Source organism: Streptomyces sp. NPDC048436 (assembly GCF_043200355.1).
GTDB lineage: Bacteria > Actinomycetota > Actinomycetes > Streptomycetales > Streptomycetaceae > Streptomyces.
Map to the genome: position 1 here is coordinate 646,043 of NZ_JBICXP010000003.1, position 17,299 is coordinate 663,341.

Sequence of the window (17,299 nt, forward strand, 5' to 3'; positions counted from 1 at the left end):
GTTGCTGCCCGGACCCCGCACCTCGGGGCCCTCTCCCCGGCTAGTCTCGATGTCTGTACGTCGATTGAGCGACCTCGGGAGGTAGCGCGATGACACAGGGACGGCCCGGAGGTGGCACCTGGGCCCCGCTGTGGGAGCGCGACGCGGAGCTCGCCGCGGCCGCACGGGCCGTCGACGAGCTGTGCTCCGACTCGGCCACGGCGGGCGGACTGCTCGTCTTCCAAGGTGAGGCGGGCATCGGCAAGACGGCCCTGCTGTCCGAGGTCCGGCGCATCGCGGAAGGGCGGGCCACGGTGTGGTCCGCGCGGGGCGGTGAGACCGTCACCTCCGTCCCCTTCAACGTCGTACGGCAGTTGCTGCAGCCGGCGCTCCTCGATCTGTCGCCCGAGGAGGCCAGGGAGTATCTCGGCGACCGGTACGAGATCGCCGGACCCGCGCTGGGCATAGTCGAGCCGGGCGGCAGGCAGGCCGACCCACAAGGCGTCTGCGACGGCCTGGTCGAGGTGGTCGCGCGCTTTTCGGGACTGAACTGGCCGCTCGTCCTGCTCATCGACGACGCGCACTGGGCCGACCAGGAGACCCTGCACTGGCTGGCCGCGTTCGCCCAGCGCCTCGACGAACTGCCGGTCCTCGTCGTGGTCGCCCACCGCCCGGACGAAGCCGACGGCGAAAGCGCCCGCCACCTCGCGGCGGTCGGCGCCGCGGCCCGCCCCACGCCCCCGCTGCGCGCCCTCACCCCGGACGCGGTGGCCGGGCTCACCCGCGCCACCCTCGGCGAGCACGCGGACCCGCCCTTCTGCCGGGAGGTATGGGCGGTCACCGGCGGCAATCCGTACGAATCAGTGGAACTGCTCGCCAAGGTGCAGGACAGCGATCTTGATCCGGTGGAGGGCTCCGCCGCCGAACTGCGCGCCCTGAACCGCTCGGCGCGCGGCCGTGGCCTCGTCGCCCGGCTCGAAGGACTCGGCACGGACGTCACACGTTCGCGTGGGCCGCCGCGATCCTCGGCACCGCCATCCCGCTCGACCTCGCCGCCGCGCTCGCCGGTCTTACCCACGGGACGGCCGAGCGGTGCGCGGAGCGGCTGCGCACCGCGCGCATCCTGCTCGGCGGCGAAGAGGGCCTGGAGTTCGTCCACCCGCTGATCGCCAGCGCCGTCTACCGCTCGATCCCCGGCGCCACCCGCACCGCGATGCACGGCCAGGCCGCCTGGGCGGTCACCCTGTCGGGGCGTGGCGCGGCCGCCGCGTCCCGGCATCTCCTGGAGGTCCATCCGGACGACGACCCCGAGCTGGTCAAGCAGCTGCGCGAGGCGGCGGCCGAGCACCTCGCGGTCGGCGCTCCCGACGCGTCCCGCCGCTGCCTCGAACGCGCCCTGCGGGAACCGCCCCTGCCCGAGATCCGGGCCAGCGTTCTCTACGAGCTGGGCTGCGCCACGCTCCTCACCTCGCCCGTCACGACCATCGGCCACCTGCGCGAGGCCCTCCACACGCCGGGCCTGGACCGCGGGATGCGCGTGGACGCCGTCTGCCGTCTCTCCCAAGCCCTTGTGCACAATGACCAGTTGGAGGAGGCCCTGCGCGTCGTGGACGCCGAGGCCGCCCGCCTTGAGCCTGGGCCTGACCGGATGCGGCTGCAGGGCGTCCACTACATGTGGGAGGGCATCCACGCGCGTGAGCATGACGCGACGGGCCGTTCGCGCAGTCTCGCGGCGGTCGCGGGACCGCTGTCCGGACGCGACAACTCCGAGCGCGCGCTGCTGACCCTGCGCGCCTTCGACGCCATGACCCGCGGGGAGAACGCGGAGGAGATCGTCGAGCTCTGCGACCGCGGCCTCGTCAACGGCCGCCTCGCGCCCGGGCTCGGCTGGACCGACACGCAGTGGGGCTTCGAGCTCCTGATGATGCTCGGCGGCGCCTACATCTTCACCGACCGCCTCGACCGCGCCGAGAGCCTCTTCGTCGAGGGGGTCCGTGGCTACGAGACGGCGGGCTGGAGCGGCGGCCATCTCGCCCTCGCCAACGCCTGGCTCGGTCTGGTGCACCGCAGGCGCGGACGGCTCGTCGAGGCGGAGGCCTCGCTGCGGGAGAGCCTGCGCCTGGCCGACCGGGTCGGCACCGGGCTCCCGATGCACTGGGACGCCGCCTGCAAGCTCATCGAAACGTTGCTCGCCCGCGGCAAGGTCGACGAGGCCCAGGAGATCGCCGACCGCTACGGCATCGCGCCGCCCTACCCCTCCACGATCTTCCTGCCCGACATCCACTCCGTGCGGGGCCGCCTGCTGATCGCCACGGGGCAACGGCGGGAGGGAGTAGCCGAGTTGGAGGTGGCGGCCAAGACGGCCAACGAACGCGGCCGCTACAACACGGTCGTCAACCCCTGGGCGTACGACCTCGCCCGGGTACTCGCCGTGGAGGACCCGCGTCGGGCCGGCGAACTGGTCGCGGACGCACGGGTCCAGGCGGAGTTCTTCGGCACGGAGACCGCGATCGGTGAGGCGCTGCGCTGTGCGGCGTCCCTGGAGAGCGGCCAGCGGGCGATCACCCTGTACGAGCGGGCCGTCGCCTGCCTGGAGGCGTCCCCGTGCGCCTACGAACACGCGGTCGCACGGGTCGAGTACGGCATAGCGGCGGGGTCCGCGAGCGAGCTGGCGCGGGGCCTCGCGCTGGCCGAGTCATGCGGGGCGGACGGGCTGGTCGCCCGGGCGCGGGCGTCGTTGGAGGTGGCGGGAGTGTGAGGTGGGGACCTTTCCCTGAGCCCCACCGCGTTCCTCATCCCCACTGCCGCGGAGCCGCCAACAGACACAGCCGGGAAGGGCCGGGCTCGGGCAGAGACCGCCGAAGGCCACCGCTCAGCTCAGCCGCCCCACCACCTCCGCCGCCTCCACCATCACGCGCGACACCAGCTCCTCGCACGAGGGCAGGTCCCCGATGACCCCCGCCACCTGCCCCGAAGCCATGACCCCCGCCTCCGGCAGCCCGTCCACCATCGCCGACTTCAACATCATCGGTGTGTTCGCGGCCAGCAGCACCTGACTCCACGTCAGCTGCTTGCCGTGCCGCATCGCAAGCCCGTCCTTGACCATCTCCCCCCACCCCATCCCGGATATCTTCCGGAACGCCGCCGCGTGCCGCACGGCCCGCGCGAGGGACGCCGCCCGCCCCGACTTCTCCAGCGAGGCGACCAGCTCCGTCCGCAGCATTCGGTGCGGGAGCCCGTCCACCCGCGTGGTCACCGTGACGTCCTTGACCGAAGCTGCCAGATAGCGCGCCTTGACCGCGTCCGGCACCGTCGAGTCGGACGTCAGCAGGAAGCGCGTGCCCATCGCGATCCCCGCCGCGCCGTAGGCCAGCGCGGCGACGAGCCCCCGCCCGTCGAAGAAGCCGCCCGCCGCGACCACCGGTATGTCCACCGCGTCCACGACCTGCGGCAACAGCACCGTCGAAGCGACCTCCCCGGTGTGCCCGCCGCCCTCGCCGCCCTGTACGACGACCGCGTCCGCGCCCCATGCCGCGACCTTCTCGGCATGGCGGCGCGCGCCGATGGACGGGATGACGACCACCCCGGCGTCCTTCAGCTCCGCGATCAGCTCCTTCGAGGGGGCCAGTGCGAAGGACGCGACCCGCACGCCTTCCTCGACGATGACCCGCACCCGGTCCCGCGCGTCACCCGCGTCCGCGCGCAGGTTGACCCCGAAAGGCTCGCCCGTACGGGACTTGACCTCACGGACGGCCGACCGCAGCTGGTCGACCGTCATCGTCGCGGAGGCCAGGATGCCGAGGGCGCCCGCGTTCGCCGTCGCGGAGACCAGGCGGGGGCCCGCCACCCAGCCCATGCCGGTCTGCACGAGGGGATATCTGACCCCGACCAGTTTGGTCAGCGCCGTCTCCATGGCCGCCGGGGGAGGGGCCGGAGCCGACGTCGGTGTCACGAGCGCACCTCGCGCTCGCGCAGGCCGCCGGGGTCCAGCACGTCCCGGATCAGGCGCAGTTCCTCCGCCGTCGGCTCGCGGGTGAACGGGACGTCGTCCCCTGCCGCGAGGGCGAAGCCGGTCGCCTCGCGCACCTGGTCGACCGTCACGCCCGGATGCCGGGACACCAGGCGCATCGCGTGGTCCGCCGCCCCGAAGTCGAAGACGCCGAGGTCCGACACGACCCGGCGCAGGTCATGGAAGCGGGTCGCCGATGGACCGGCAGCCGCCGCGCTGTCGTAACCGACGCCGCTGATCATGTCGACCTTCGCGACGAAGACGCGCGTCGAGTGGCGGGGGATCCAGTAACTCACGGGGTTGTTCAGGGTGTTGACCGGGGCGCCGCGTACGCCGAGCAGTTGGCGCTTGGGCTGATTCCAGTCGCCGATGCAGGAGATGTTCTGGTTCCCGAAGCGGTCGATCTGGCTCGCGCCCATCATCACGTGACGCCTGCCGCCCATGACCATCGTCAGGTGCCTGCGGTACGGAAGCCAGCCCTCCGTCACCCCGGACGGCTCACCCACGGCGGGTACGTCGCCGATCAGGAGCGCCTCCCCGTCCGTCAGCAGCAGCTCCGGCGAGAACGTCAGCTTGGCCAGGCGGGCGGCGATCGCGGGAACCGTGCCCATCGGGGAGGCGAGGATCTCGCCGGCGTCCCGCCAGGCCTCGGCGCAGGCGATCACGCAGTACTCCGCGCGGGTGGCCACGGCCGGGCCCGGCGCCGCCGTCGAGTCGGTGTCCGTCATCGCTGCTCCTTGTGCCAGGTCCGCACGGCCTCTTGGTACTCCCGCTCGGTGCCGGAGAGGAAGCGTTCCTCGAACGCCTTCCACGTCTCGGGGTCGCCCGCCGCGACGGCGTACGCCTTCTGGAAGGGCTCGTCGCGGCCGTAGTCCGGCACGCACGACGTGAAGTGCGCGCCCTTGGGTGTCTCGGCGACCCCCGTCACCGAGTGCCGGGAGATCAGCATCGTCTGAGGCGCCGCGTGCTCGGTGAGCTCACTGGACCCGATGATCCGCTCGCACGACACGTACGCCGTGTCGGCCGCCTCGCAGAACAAGTCGTCGAAGTACGGGTCGGGTCCGAGGTATTGGGCGTTGCCGAGGTGGTCCGCGCGGTTCAGGTGGACCAGTGCCGCGTCCATCCGCAGGGCGGGCACGGCGACCAGTTCCTCCCCGTCCTCGTACGGCGAAGTGACCGTACGCAGCTGGGGGTTGACCCGCAGGACGTCCGAACCGAGGCCCGCGCGGATCGGCAGGAACGGCAGCCGCTGGGCGCCCGCCGTCAGGCCCTGCATGAACATCGCCTCGTCCAGCTCGACCAGTTCGAAGGCGCCACGCTCGCGTGCCGCGCGGAAGTGCGGCTCCAGGGGGATGGAGTCCAGCGTCGTGAACGCCGTGATGAGCCTGCGGATCTTCCCGGCGGCGGCGAGCAGGCCGATGTCCGGGCCGCCGTACGAGACGACGGTGAGGTCCGTGATCCCGGACTTCAGCAGGGCCCGCACCAGAGCCATGGGTTTGCGGCGCGACCCCCAGCCGCCGATGCCGAGCGTCATCCCGCTCCGCAGCCGCCCCACGATCTCGTCGGGCGTCATGGTCTTGTCGGCCACGCCCGGGAACCGGGTCCTGTCCTTCTCCGTCATGCCCTGCCCTCCTCGTTCCTTCCGGGGCCTGTCCCGAAGCCCTCGCGGACGCGGTCGGCCAGGCCGCTCAGGTTCGCCTCGAAGGTGAAGCCCTGCTCGAAGCGGTAGCTCCGGTGCACGTCGACCGGGTCGATGCCGTTGATCGCGGCCTTGGCGAAGCGCAGCAGTGTTCCGTCCTTGCGGGCGATCTCGCGCGCCAGCTCCAGCGCCGCATCGCGCAGTTCCGCGCGCGGGACGACCCGCCACACGGAGCCGTGCGCGTGCAGCTCGGCCGCGGTGACCGTGCGCGAGGTGTAGTACAGGGCGCGCATCAGGTGCTGGGGCACCAGGCGGGCGAGGTGCGTGGCGGCGCCGAGCGCGCCGCGGTCCAGCTCGGGAAGCCCGAAGGTCGCGTCCTCGCTCGCCACGATCGCGTCCGCGTTGCCGACCAGGCCGATGCCGCCGCCCAGACAGAAGCCGTTGACCGCGGCGACGACCGGTACCTCGCATTCATAGACCGCTGAAAACGCTTCGTAACACCCGCGGTTGGCGCCTATCAGCGCGCCATGGCCGCTGTCGCGCTGCATCTCCTTGATGTCCACGCCCGCGTTGAAACCACGGCCATCGGCGGCGAGGACGACGCAGCGCGTCCCGGGGTCGCGGCCCGCCGTGCGCACCGCGTCGGCCAGGTCGAACCAGCCCTGCACGGGCAGGGCGTTGACGGGTGGGTAGTCGACGGTGACGACGGCCACGCCTTTGTCCGGGGTCGAGGTGGAGACAGACATCGGGAGATCCGCTACCTTTCAACCAGGCTCTTCAACCAAACATTTGTTAGTTGGAAAGGTAGCAGCGATGACTGACACCCAACAGGTGGTCGTCGTCACCGGCGGCACCCGCGGCGTCGGCGCCGGCATCGCCCGCAGCTTCCTCGCCGCCGGTGCGCGGGTCGTCGTCTGCGCCCGCAGGCCGCCGGAGCGCCCGGTCGAAGCGGGGGGCGCCGTGGCCGAATTCCGGCCCCTCGACCTGCGTGACGCGGTGGCGGCGCACACCTTCTTCGCCGAAGTGGCCGCCGATCACGGTCGTCTCGACGCGCTGGTGAACAACGCGGGCGGCACGCCTTTCGGGCTGCTCGCCGAGTCCGCCCCGGCGCGCCAGGCCAAGATCGTCGAACTCAACCTGCTGGCGCCGCTGTACGCGTCCTTGGCGGCGTACGAGGTGATGCGCGGCCAGGCGGCGGGCGCGGCCAGCATCACCATGATCGGGAGCGTGAGCGGCACCCGGCCCTCACCCGGCACCGGCGCCTATGGCGCGGCCAAGGCGGGCCTGGAGAACCTCGCGCGCACGATGGCCGTCGAGTGGGCGCCGCAGGTGCGGGTGAACACCGTCGTCCTCGGCCTTGCCCGCACCGAGAGCGCCCATCTGCACTACGGGGACGAGGACGGTATCGCGCAGGTCGCCCGGACCGTACCGCTCGGGCGTCTCGCCGACCCCTCGGACGTCGGGGACGCCTGCGTCTTCCTCGCATCCGACGGCGCGCGCTACATCAGCGGCGCCGCGCTGCACCTGCACGGGGGCGGCGAGCGCCCCGCGTTCCTGGACGCCGCGTCCGTCAACCACTGAACGCATCCGAGGAGTTCCCCATGACCTCAGCCGACAAGCCCGGAACAGGAATCTGCGAGGACCGTGTCGTGATCGTCACGGGCGCGGGCCGCGGCCTCGGCCGTGCGCACGCGCGCGCGTACGCCGCCGAGGGCGCCAAGGTCGTCGTCAACGACCTCGGCGTGGGGCCCGACGGCTCAGGGGTGTCCGGCGGGCCCGCGCAGGAGGTCGTCGACGAGATCCGCGCGGCGGGCGGCGACGCCTTCGCACACGGCGGTGACATCGCCACGTCCGAGGGCGCCGCGTCCCTGGTGCGGGCCGCACTTGACGTCTACGGACGTCTCGACACCCTCGTCAACAACGCGGGGTTCCTCCGGGACCGGATGCTGGTCAACCTTGAGGAGGACGACTGGGACGCGGTGATGCGCGTGCACCTGAAGGGTCATTTCCTGCCGCTGAAGCATGCGGCCGCGTACTGGCGGGGCGAGGCGAAGGCCGGGCGCGCGCGGCACGCGTGCGTGGTCAACACCAGCTCCGGGGCGGGCCTGTTGGGGAGCGTCGGGCAGGGGAACTACAGCGCGGCCAAGGCCGGGATCCTGGGCCTCACCCTGGTCGCTTCCGCGGAATTCGCCTCCTACGGAGTGCGGGTCAACGCGATCGCGCCTGCCGCGCGGACGCGGATGACGGAAGAGACGTTCGCGGAGGACATGGCCGCGCCTGAGGAGGGCGGCTTTGACGCGATGGCTCCGGAGAACGTGTCGCCGGTCGTCGTCTGGCTCGGCTCCGAGGCGTCGGCGGGGGTGACGGGCCGCGTCTTCGCAGCGGAAGCGGGGCGCATCACCGTCATGGAGGGCTGGCGGCCTGGCCCGACCGCCGACAAGGGGGCACGCTGGACCCCGGCGGAAGCGGGCGAGGCGACGCTGAAGCTGCTCTCCGGGGCGGAGGTTCCTCTGCCGGTGTATGGGGCGCGGTAGGGGGGCCCGCCCCCAGGCGCGACCGAGGCCGACACCCCCAACTGCCCTACGAGCGCCCCCGGCGAGGGCAGCGACACGAACGAGCCCAAGCCCGGCGGCCAACAGCGAGCCAGGCCCCGTCAGAGCCTGGCGGCGCTTCCGCCCGGCAGGTCAGTGCACGTGCGGCCCCCCGCTGAGCCGCGGCTTCCCCCGCGGTACCAGCGCGAACGTCGCTGCCGCGCTGACCACGGCCGCGACGGCGCACACCAGGAACGCGTCCGTGAAGCCGCCGCTCGTCCCGCCCTCGATGCCCGACGCGGCGACCGTCGAGACGACGGCGACGCCGATCGAACCACCCACCTCGTGGAAGGTATTGACCACCCCGGAGGCGACGCCCGCCTCCTCCGGTGCGATGTACCCCAGCGCGGTAGTAGTCGCCGCCACGAACACCGAACCAAGCCCCAGCGCCGCCACCGACATACCCGGCACCACAGTCGCCCACGCGGAGCCGTCCGGCCCCGCTCCGGTGAGCAGACCGGTGCCGAGCCCCGCGAGCGCGAGCCCCACGCCCGCGGTCGGCCGTGCGCCGACCCTGCCCACGAAGTGTCCGCCGATGTGCGCCCCGACCCCCGTGGCGACGGCCACCGGAAGGAACAGCACCCCGGTCCTCAGGGCGCTGTAGCCACGTACCTCCTGGAGGAACACCGAACCCAGGAAGAAGAGGGAGATCAGCAGCGCCGTCGCGACCAGCATCAGGTACGCGCCCACGACCACCGGGCGGCGCCGCAGGACCGCCAGGTCGATCAGCGGTGCCCGCTGTGCCCGTTCGACGGCGGCGAAGGCTCCGTAGGCCACCACCGCCGCCGCCACGGACACCAGCGTCCGGGGGCCCGACCAGCCCGAGTCACCCGCCGCGACGAGGCCGTAGATGAGCGAGCCCGTACCGGCGGTGACGAGCAGGGCGCCCGGGATGTCCAGGCGGGCGGGCCGTGGCGCGCGGGCGGGGACGACGGCGGGCAGGGCCAGCAACAGGGCTGTCCCGATGGGCACGTTGACGTAGAAGATCCACTCCCAGCCGGGACCGTCCGTCAGGATCCCGCCGAGGAGAACACCGATCGCCGCCCCCGCACCGCCGATCGCCGCCCATACCCCCAGCGCGCGATGACGGTCGCGGCCGTGGAAGGACGTGGTGACGATCGCGAGGGCCGAGGGGGAGAGCAGCGCTGCTCCGACGCCCTGCGCGGTACGGCCCGCGAGGAGCGTCGCCGCGTCCGAGGCGAGTCCCGTCATCAGGGAGGCGACGGTGAACAGGGCGAGCCCGGCGAGCAGGGTGCGGCGCGTCCCGAGAACGTCCGCGAGCCGCCCGCCGAGCAGCATCAGACCGCCGAAACAGAGGGTGTACGTCGTGACGACCCAAGTCAGCGCGGTGCGCCCGAGGTTGAGGTCGGCGGCGATGCTCGGCAGCGCGACGTTCACGACGGTCACATCGAGCACCAGCATGAACTGGGCGACGCACAGCAGCGCGAGCGCCAGCCACGGGCGCGGGCCGGTGGGAGGTGGCGCGGCCGTATGGGGTGCGGCGGCCGGGGTCGGGTGGGGATGCGTCATCGCAGGTCCTTGGGAGGAGAAGAAGTGGGGCGGTGGCAAGCAGGCGTGGTCGCCCGCTTGCCACCGCAGGCGTCGTCGCCTGACGCATCTGAACTGTACTGACTAGTTCACATGAACTCAACTGTTCAGTTCAGTTCGCTGGTAAAGTACGGCGCATGCGACACCAAGGCAGCGCAACCGCAAACGGCGAGGGAAAAAGCGCCCGACCCACGGGCCCTCGCGCGGAACGCAAGCGCGAGGCCATCGTCCAGGCGGCCCGCACCCTCTTCCTGCGCGAGGGATTCGGCGTCGGCATGGACGCCATCGCGGCCGAGGCGGGCGTGTCCAAGGTGACCGTCTACAACCACTTCGGCAACAAGGAAGCGCTGTTCACCGCGGTGATCGCGGGCGCGCTCGACGAGCCACTCGCCGCCTCCTCCTCGGTCGCCGCGCTCGACGGCCTCACCGAGGCGCACGATCTGCGCGAGGCGTTCCTGAAGGCGGCCCGCATCTGGGTCGACGCCGTCCGCACCGATCAGGAGATGAACGCGCTGCGGCATCTCGTCGCCCGCGAGATCCACCGCTTCCCGTCGCTGGGCACGGCATGGGAGCAGCACGGCCCGGAGAGCCACCACCCGGCGATCGCGGGCGCGTTGCGCGACCTCGCGGACCAAGGGCGCCTCACCATCCCGGACATGGAGGCCGCGGTCATCCAGCTCTACTCCCTGCTCGTCTTCCCGCACCTCGTCTTCGGCTCGTACGGAACCGACATCAGCGACGACCTGACGGAGCGCCTGATCGTGGCCGGTGTCGACATGTTTCTGGGGTGCTACGCGGCGGGGTAGCCCGAATTACGCCACCCGAAACCGCCCTGAAACCACCCCACCGCCCCGCCTGCCTACACTCCGGCGCATGGCGCGGATCCTGCCCTTCCAGTCCAGGCGGCTTCCCACCGGCGACGAGAGCGGGGCGACCCTGCGCTTCCGTACCGTGCACGGATACCGGCGCGCGTACCGCGTCGCCGGTGAAGGGCCCGCGATCCTGCTGATCCACGGCATCGGCGACTCGTCGGCGACGTGGTCCCCGCTCATTCCCCAACTGGCCCGCAGTCACACGGTCATCGCCCCCGACCTGCTCGGCCACGGTGCCTCCGAGAAGCCACGCGCCGATTACTCGGTGGCCGCGTACGCCAACGGAGTCCGGGATCTGCTCGGCGTACTGGGCGTCGAGCGCGTCACCCTCATCGGGCACTCGTTCGGCGGCGGAGTCGCCATGCAGTTCGCCTACCAGTTCCCCGAGCGCGTCGACCGGCTCGTCCTCGTGAGCACGGGAGGAGTCGGCCCGCAGGTCAGCCCGGTGCTGCGGGGTGTCTCACTGCCCGGCGCCGCGCTGCTGCTCTCCCTGCTCGAACTGCCGGGCGCCGACCTGCCGGTGCGTGCGGTGGTCGCGCTGCTCCGGCTGCTCGACACCGGACTCGGGCAGGACGCCCCCGAGTTGATGGGCCTGGTCGACGCGCTGCCGGACGTCTGGGCGCGGACCGCGTTCATCCGCACCCTGCGGTCCGTCGTCGACTGGCGCGGCCAGGTGGTCACCATGCTGGACCGCTGTTACCTCGCCCAGGGCATGCCGACGCTCCTCGTCTGGGGCGACAGGGACAGCGTCCTGCCCGTCGATCACGCGTTCACCGCGCACGAGGCGATGCCCGGCAGCCGCCTTGAGATCTTCCCGGGCGCCGGGCACTTCCCCTTCCACAGCGACCCCGCCCGCTTCCTCTCCCTCGTCCAGGAGTTCATCGGCGCGACGGAACCGGCCAATTGGAGCATCGAGCAGTGGTGGCGCCTGCTGCGGGCCGGGCGGCCGGGCGACGACGCGTACGACGACGAGATCGAGCGGCGCTACCGCGAGGCGAGCGAGCGGAGCGCCACCTGACCACAGCCGTGGACACCTGACTCAGGCCGCTGGACACCTGACTCAGGCGCTGACCAATGGCTCAGGCCGCCTTCCAGACCGTCATGTCCGCGCTCAGGAAACTGACCCCGTCCTGCGGCATCGCGGTCGACTTCACCAGGACCACGAGCAGGGCGATGTCTCCGGCGGGGTTCTTCACACAGATCTCGCTGCCGGCCGCCACCGCGGCCAGCGGCAGGTCATGACTGTCGGCACCCTTGAGGGCGACACGGCACGAGTCGAGGGTGGCCCCCGGCTTGCCGTACAGCGGGGTGAACACGCTGGTGTCGCTCTCCAGCGCACAGCTGTCGTCGTCGCAGGCGAAGCGGATGTCGCCCTTGCGGTCCTTGCGGTCGACCGGCTCCCTGAGGCTCACGGAGTTCTTCTCGTCGAACCACTCCTGGGGATGCGCGACGGGTCGCGGTGGGGTGGACGCGTTCGAGGAAGAGCCGGAGGAGGGGCGCGACCCACCTGACGCCCCCTCGCTCCTGTCGCCTGACCCTGAGTTCGCGTCGGTCCCGGTCTTCTCACCGGCCGCTGATCTCTCGTCGTCCCCCGAGGTCCCCCCGGATGCCGCCCCGGACCCCGACGACCGTTCGGACACCGACGAACCGGACTTCGACGACGAGTCCCGCTGCCGGAGCAGGTCCGTCGCGTCCATGACCGTCCACGTAAGGCCCGTAAGGGCCAGCGCGCCCGCCGTCACGGCCGCCGTGATGAGCGCGGCGCGCCTGCGGCGGGACCTCGGCTCCTCCGGCACCGTCGGCCGCGGAGGCGCGAACATCGGCAGCGGATGCACCGGGGTGGGGTCGGGGACCGGAGCCGGAACCGCCACCTCCGGCCCGGCGACCTCCCGCCAGACGGTCGGCCCCGCGCCCGCGGAGGCGTCCGCGCCGAGCCGCTGCCGGCACCACTCGACGATCTCCGCCAGGGTGGCCCGCTCCGCCGGGTCCGCGGCAAGGCAACGGGCGAACAGCGGCCGGAGCTGCGCGGGCAGAAGGGACAGGTCCGGCTCTGAGTGCACGATGCGGTACAGCACGCTGACCGAGGGCCCGTCCCCGTACAGCGGCTCACCCAGTGCCGCGAACGCCGCGGTCTGGCCGAGCGCGAAGACGTCGGTGGCCGCCGTGACCGCGACCCCGGACGCCTGCTCGGGAGCCATGAACTGAGGAGTTCCCGCGACGGAACCGGTGACGGTGTGCGGGGAAGTGACGCTGGAGGTCAGCGAGATACCGAAGTCGATCACGCGCGGCCCGTCGGCGGCGAGCAGCACGTTCGACGGCTTCAGGTCCCGGTGGACGATTCCCGCGGCATGGATGGCCTGGAGCGCCTCGGCCACCCCCGCCATCAGCCACAGCACCGCGGGCACCGGCAGCGGTCCGCGCCGGGCGACGGCGTCCGAGAGGGAGGGCCCGGGCACGTACAGCGTGGCGAGCCAGGGCGGCACGCCGTCCGCGTCGGCGTCGATCAGCTCGGCCGTGTACGCGCCCCGGACCCGCTGGGCCGCCCTTATCTCCCGGCCGAACCGCCGCCGGAACGCCGGGTCGTCGGCCAGCTCGGGCCGGACGACCTTGATCGCGACCGCGCGCCCGCCCTGCGTGTGCGACAGGTAGACGCGGCCCATGCCTCCCGCGCCGATCCGGGCGGCGAGCCGGTAACCGGCCACCACGGGCGGATCGTCCGCCTGCAACGGCTGGAACACCTCAGTGGCGTTGTTCATCGGCCCACGTCCCCCTTGATCCCCTGCTCCCCTGATCCCCCTGATCAGCAGCAGCCTAAAGGGTGCCCCGTGACCGCTGCTCCGCTACTCCTCGGCGAGGACCCGCTGCGCCACCGCGAACGCCGAATTGGCCGCGGGGACACCGCAGTAGACGGCCGTCTGGAGCAGGACCGCGCCGATCTCCTCGGGCGAGAGGCCGTTGCGGCGGGCCGCACGGACATGCATGGCCAGCTCGTCGTAGTGCCCGTGCGCGACCAGGGCGGTCATGGTGATCATGCTGCGTTCGCGGTGCGCGAGGGTGGGGTCGGTCCAGATCTCGCCCCAGGCGTAGCGGGAGATGAAGTCCTGGAAGCGGGCCGTGAAGGGCGTGGTGTTCCCCTGCGCGCGGTCCACGTGCGCGTCGCCGAGCACCGCGCGGCGCACCGCCATCCCGCTCGCGGCAGCGCCCGTGAAGTGCGTCCGCAGCGCGGCGATCACGGCCTCCGGCCGCTCCACGGGCGCCAGATGCGAGGCGCCCGCAAGTTCGGTGAGCGAGGCGCCCGGCACGGCGTCGGCGATCTCGCGCGCGTGGGCGGGTGGTGTCGCCGGGTCCTCGCGGCCCGCGATCACGAGCGTGGGCGCGGTGATGGACGCCAGGGACTCCGTGATGTCGTACGCCGCCAGCGCGTCGCAGCACGCCGCGTACGCGTCCGGGTCGGTGGTCCGGTGGTCGTCCACCAGGCGGGGGACCGTGAACCCGGGCGTGAACCAGCGGTCCGGCGCGGACTCCGCGAGGGCGTCGAGGCCTTCGCGGCGTACGAGTGCCGCGCGCTCCTGCCAGCGGGCGCTGCCGCCGAAGTGCGCCGATGAGCAGATGACGGCGAGGCTCTCCACCCGCTCCGGGTGGTGCGCGGCAAGGTGCAGTCCGATCGCGCCGCCGAGCGAGACACCCGCGTACGCGAAGCGGTCGATGCCCAGGGAGTCGGCGAGCGCGATGACCAGCGCGGCCAGGTCGGCGACGCTCGCTCCCGGGCCGATCAGATCGGCGGGGGACTTGCCGTGACCGGGAAGGTCCCAGCGTATGACCCGGTGGGTGGTGGTCAGTTCGGGCGCTACGGCGTCCCACAGCGCGGTGGAGGTGCCGACGGAGGAACCGAGCAGGAGAGGGGGCGCGGTGGGGGCGCCTTCGATGGTGTGGTGCGGCAGCTTGGCGGTCATCGTCGCTCCAGGGCTCGGTCCGTGAGGGTTCCGGCGGAGCCGGTGTAACGGAGGGGGTCGGTGAGTTCGGTGAGGTCGACGGCCGCCAGGTCGGGCTCGTCGGCAAGTACATCCGCGAGGGTCCTGCCCTCGTCCCGGGTGCGGCGGGCGGCGGCGGTGAGGATTTCCTTCGCGCGGGCCCGCCCGAGGAGAGGCGTCAGCTCTGCGGTGAGTCGTTCGGAGACGATCAACCCGTGGGTGAGGCCGAGGTGTTCACGCATCGTCTCCGGGTGGACCCGGAGATTCTCCGTGAGCTCCGCCGCGTGATCGCAGGCGCCGCCGATCGTGCGGAGCAGGTCGCGCAAAGGTTCCCACTCCGCGTGCCAGGGGCCCGCCGGGCGTTCGTCATCGGCGACCATCGAGGCGTGCAGCACTGCCGCCAGGGCGGGGGTGCGGCGGGCCGCAGCAGCGATGAGGGTGGAGCGTACGGGGTTCGCCTTGTGGGGCATGGCGGACGAGCCGCCGCCCGATCCCTCGGAGAGCTCGGCGATCTCGGTGCGGGTCAGGGTGAGTACGTCCGCCGCCGTCTTGCCCAGGGCGCCCCCGGTGAAGGCCAGGGCCGCGGCGAGGTCGGCGACCGGGGTGCGCAGGGTGTGCCAGGGGAGTGCGGGTTCGGCGAGGTCCAGGTGGCGGGCGTAGGCCGGGACAAGGGCCTCGACCGCCCCCGGGCGATCGCCATCCGCGTACGCCCCGAAAGCGGCCAACGTCCCTGCCGCGCCGCCCAGTTGGGCGGGCAGCGCGTCACGCACGATCCGCACCCTGTCCCGCGCGTCGAGCACCAGCGCGCGCCAGCCCGCCGCCTTGAGACCGAAGGTCGTCGGCACCGCGTGCTGGGTCAGGGTGCGGCCCGGCATCACCGTGTCCCGGTGCGCCGATGCGAGGCGCGCGAGTGCCGCCTCCGTACGGGACAGGTCGGCCAGGATCAGGCCGAGCGTGCGCCGCGCGACCAGCATCATCGCCGTGTCCATGATGTCCTGGCTCGTCGCGCCCCGGTGGACGTACGGCGCCGCCTCCGCGGGCACCGCCGCCGTCAGGTCCGCGACCAGTGGGATCACCGGGTTGCCGCCGGTCCGCGCGCGCAGCGCCAGGTCGCGTACGTCGAAGCGGCCCGCGTCGGCCGCCGCCGTGACGGCCGTCGCCGCCTCCGCCGGAGCCAGACCCACCGCCGCCTGGGCCTGCGTCAGCGCCGCCTCCGCGTCCAGCATCGCCTGCAGAAAGGCGGCGTCGCCCGTCGCGGCCTCGGCCGGGGAGCCCGCCCGCCCGGGGGCGAGCAGTCCGAGATCGGTACCGTCAGAACTCACTGAAACTCCAGGAACACCGTTTCGCCCTCGCCCTGAAGGCGGATGTCGAAACGGTACGTGTGCGACGTCTCGGCCCGGGTGATCAGCGTCGCGCGCCGCGCCGGATCGAGGGCGCCGAGGAGCGCGTCGCCCGGCTCGTCGACCAGGTAGGCGCGGGTGTAGAGGTGGTGGAGCAGACCGCGCGCGAAGACCGCGACGGCGATGTACGAGACGCCGCCCGGCGGCAGCGTACGGATCGTGTAGTGGCCGTCCGCGTCGGTCGGGACACGGCCGAAGCCGGTGAACGCGAGGCCGTCGCGGCCGATGACCTCGCCGGTGACCGGGTCGTGGCGCAGCGAGCCCGGCGCGCCCGTCCGGGAACCGTCGGGTGCGGGCTGCCAGGTCTCGATCAGCGCGTCGGGTACGGGGTTCCCGGCGCCGTCGTACACATATCCGTGCAGGGTGATGGTCTCCGGATGGCCGACCGGTGCGACCTCGCCGCCGCGCGGGAAGGGCAGCGCGTAGCCGTAGAACGGGCCGACGGTCTGGGAGGGGGTGGGAGCGTACGACATCAGTGCTGGTCGCCTTCCTCGAAGAGCGTCGCGGAGGGGCCGTCGAGGACGATGTCCCAGCGGAAGCCGAGCGACCACTCGGGGGTGGACAGATCGTGGTCGTAGGCGGAGACCAGACGCTGACGCGCCGACTCGTCGGTGACCGAGCGCAGGACAGGGTCGTAGGGGAACAGCGGGTCGCCCGGGAAGTACATCTGCGTCACCAGACGCTGCGTGAACGCCGTGCCGAAGAGCGAGAAGTGGATGTGCGCGGGGCGCCAGGCGTTGACGTGGTTGCGCCACGGGTAGGCGCCCGGCTTGATCGTCGTGAAGGAGTACGTTCCCTCGTCGTCGGTCAGGCAGCGGCCGAAGCCCGTGAAGTTGGGGTCGAGCGGCGCCGGGTGCTGGTCGAGCTGATGGGCGTACCGGCCGGACGCGTTGGCCTGCCACAGCTCGACCAACTGGCCGCGCACGGGGCGCCCTTCGCGGTCCAGGACACGGCCGGAGACGGTGATCCGCTCGCCGAGCGGCTCGCCCAGGTGCTGGCGCGTCAGGTCGTGGTCGAGGGCGGTGATGTCGGTGACGCCGAACGCGGGACCGCTCAGCTCCACCGCCTCCGGGTCGTGCAGCGGGATCAGCGGCTGCTTGGGGTGACGGAAGTGGCTGCTGCGGTACGGGGGATAGTCGCGCGGCGGGTGGTCGGAGGGCGCGGCCGAAGCCTGCGCCTTGGCGACCTCCGTGTCTATCTCTCGCTGGCTCAGCCCGTCGGGCAGGGGTGGGGTGAGGGTCATGTCTCTCGACTCCGTGAGTACGGCTGGTGCTGGCGGTCGGCGGCGGA

Annotated in this window: 14 protein-coding genes and 1 pseudogene; 5 read left to right on the plus strand and 10 right to left on the minus strand. The window is 72.5% G+C overall.

Annotated elements, in window-relative coordinates; genetic code table 11:
- Positions 1-89: 89 nt before the first annotated feature.
- Positions 90-2,737: pseudogene (locus ACGFX9_RS13855) on the plus strand (ATP-binding protein).
- A gap of 114 nt (positions 2,738-2,851) precedes the next feature.
- Here ACGFX9_RS13855 and ACGFX9_RS13860 read toward each other — a convergent pair.
- From ACGFX9_RS13860 to ACGFX9_RS13875, 4 genes are read right to left on the minus strand one after another with little or no spacing between them, the layout of a single operon-like run.
- The gene (locus ACGFX9_RS13860) at positions 2,852-3,892 is read right to left on the minus strand and encodes an NAD(P)H-dependent flavin oxidoreductase (RefSeq protein WP_393470501.1); all 1,041 of its coding nucleotides are present in this window, start codon (positions 3,890-3,892) and stop codon (positions 2,852-2,854) included.
- A 35-nt stretch (positions 3,893-3,927) separates the two neighbouring features.
- Complete coding sequence (locus ACGFX9_RS13865) at positions 3,928-4,716, minus strand: CoA-transferase subunit beta (RefSeq protein WP_393469871.1); 789 nt, start codon at positions 4,714-4,716, stop codon at positions 3,928-3,930.
- Positions 4,713-5,609, minus strand: coding sequence for a CoA transferase subunit A (locus ACGFX9_RS13870; protein WP_393469874.1), 897 nt, complete (start codon positions 5,607-5,609; stop codon positions 4,713-4,715). Before ACGFX9_RS13870 ends, ACGFX9_RS13865 begins: the two co-directional genes overlap by 4 nt.
- Complete coding sequence (locus ACGFX9_RS13875) at positions 5,606-6,373, minus strand: enoyl-CoA hydratase family protein (protein ID WP_393469876.1); 768 nt, start codon at positions 6,371-6,373, stop codon at positions 5,606-5,608. The genes ACGFX9_RS13870 and ACGFX9_RS13875 overlap by 4 nt, the downstream gene beginning before the upstream one ends.
- A gap of 67 nt (positions 6,374-6,440) precedes the next feature.
- Between ACGFX9_RS13875 and ACGFX9_RS13880 the strand changes: the two genes are divergently transcribed.
- The gene (locus tag ACGFX9_RS13880; protein ID WP_393469879.1) at positions 6,441-7,208 is read left to right on the plus strand and encodes an SDR family oxidoreductase; all 768 of its coding nucleotides are present in this window, start codon (positions 6,441-6,443) and stop codon (positions 7,206-7,208) included.
- Between the two features lie 20 nt (positions 7,209-7,228).
- On the plus strand, positions 7,229-8,161 hold the full coding sequence (locus tag ACGFX9_RS13885; protein WP_393469882.1) for an SDR family oxidoreductase: 933 nt from the start codon (positions 7,229-7,231) through the stop codon (positions 8,159-8,161).
- A gap of 150 nt (positions 8,162-8,311) precedes the next feature.
- On the opposite strand, the gene ACGFX9_RS13890 is transcribed toward ACGFX9_RS13885, so the two are convergent.
- Positions 8,312-9,748, minus strand: a complete 1,437-nt coding sequence (locus tag ACGFX9_RS13890; RefSeq protein ID WP_393469885.1) for a DHA2 family efflux MFS transporter permease subunit — start codon at positions 9,746-9,748, stop codon at positions 8,312-8,314.
- Positions 9,749-9,903: 155 nt separating this feature from the next.
- Here ACGFX9_RS13890 and ACGFX9_RS13895 point away from each other — a divergent pair, with 155 nt between their 5' ends.
- Both ACGFX9_RS13895 and ACGFX9_RS13900 read left to right on the plus strand, forming a co-directional pair.
- Positions 9,904-10,572, plus strand: coding sequence for a TetR/AcrR family transcriptional regulator (locus ACGFX9_RS13895; RefSeq protein ID WP_393469888.1), 669 nt, complete (start codon positions 9,904-9,906; stop codon positions 10,570-10,572).
- A 67-nt stretch (positions 10,573-10,639) separates the two neighbouring features.
- Entirely contained in the window at positions 10,640-11,656 is a 1,017-nt protein-coding gene (locus ACGFX9_RS13900; RefSeq protein ID WP_393469890.1) for an alpha/beta fold hydrolase, read from the plus strand.
- Positions 11,657-11,717: 61 nt separating this feature from the next.
- Here ACGFX9_RS13900 and ACGFX9_RS13905 read toward each other — a convergent pair whose 3' ends face one another.
- From ACGFX9_RS13905 to pcaH, 5 genes are all read right to left on the minus strand, one after another.
- Positions 11,718-13,394 carry a serine/threonine-protein kinase gene (locus ACGFX9_RS13905; RefSeq protein WP_393469893.1) on the minus strand — a complete coding sequence of 559 codons (1,677 nt, stop codon included), beginning with the start codon at positions 13,392-13,394 and terminating at the stop codon, positions 11,718-11,720.
- 84 nt (positions 13,395-13,478) lie between these two features.
- A complete protein-coding gene (pcaD, locus tag ACGFX9_RS13910) occupies positions 13,479-14,591 on the minus strand; it encodes a 3-oxoadipate enol-lactonase (RefSeq protein WP_393469896.1) in 1,113 nt (370 codons plus the stop codon).
- A complete protein-coding gene (gene pcaB, locus ACGFX9_RS13915; RefSeq protein ID WP_393469899.1) occupies positions 14,588-15,931 on the minus strand; it encodes a 3-carboxy-cis,cis-muconate cycloisomerase in 1,344 nt (447 codons plus the stop codon). The genes pcaD and pcaB overlap by 4 nt, the downstream gene beginning before the upstream one ends.
- A complete protein-coding gene (gene pcaG, locus ACGFX9_RS13920; RefSeq protein ID WP_393469902.1) occupies positions 15,928-16,482 on the minus strand; it encodes a protocatechuate 3,4-dioxygenase subunit alpha in 555 nt (184 codons plus the stop codon). Before pcaG ends, pcaB begins: the two co-directional genes overlap by 4 nt.
- Positions 16,482-17,252 carry a protocatechuate 3,4-dioxygenase subunit beta gene (pcaH, locus tag ACGFX9_RS13925; protein WP_393469905.1) on the minus strand — a complete coding sequence of 257 codons (771 nt, stop codon included), beginning with the start codon at positions 17,250-17,252 and terminating at the stop codon, positions 16,482-16,484. The genes pcaG and pcaH overlap by 1 nt, the downstream gene beginning before the upstream one ends.
- Positions 17,253-17,299 lie beyond the last annotated feature (47 nt).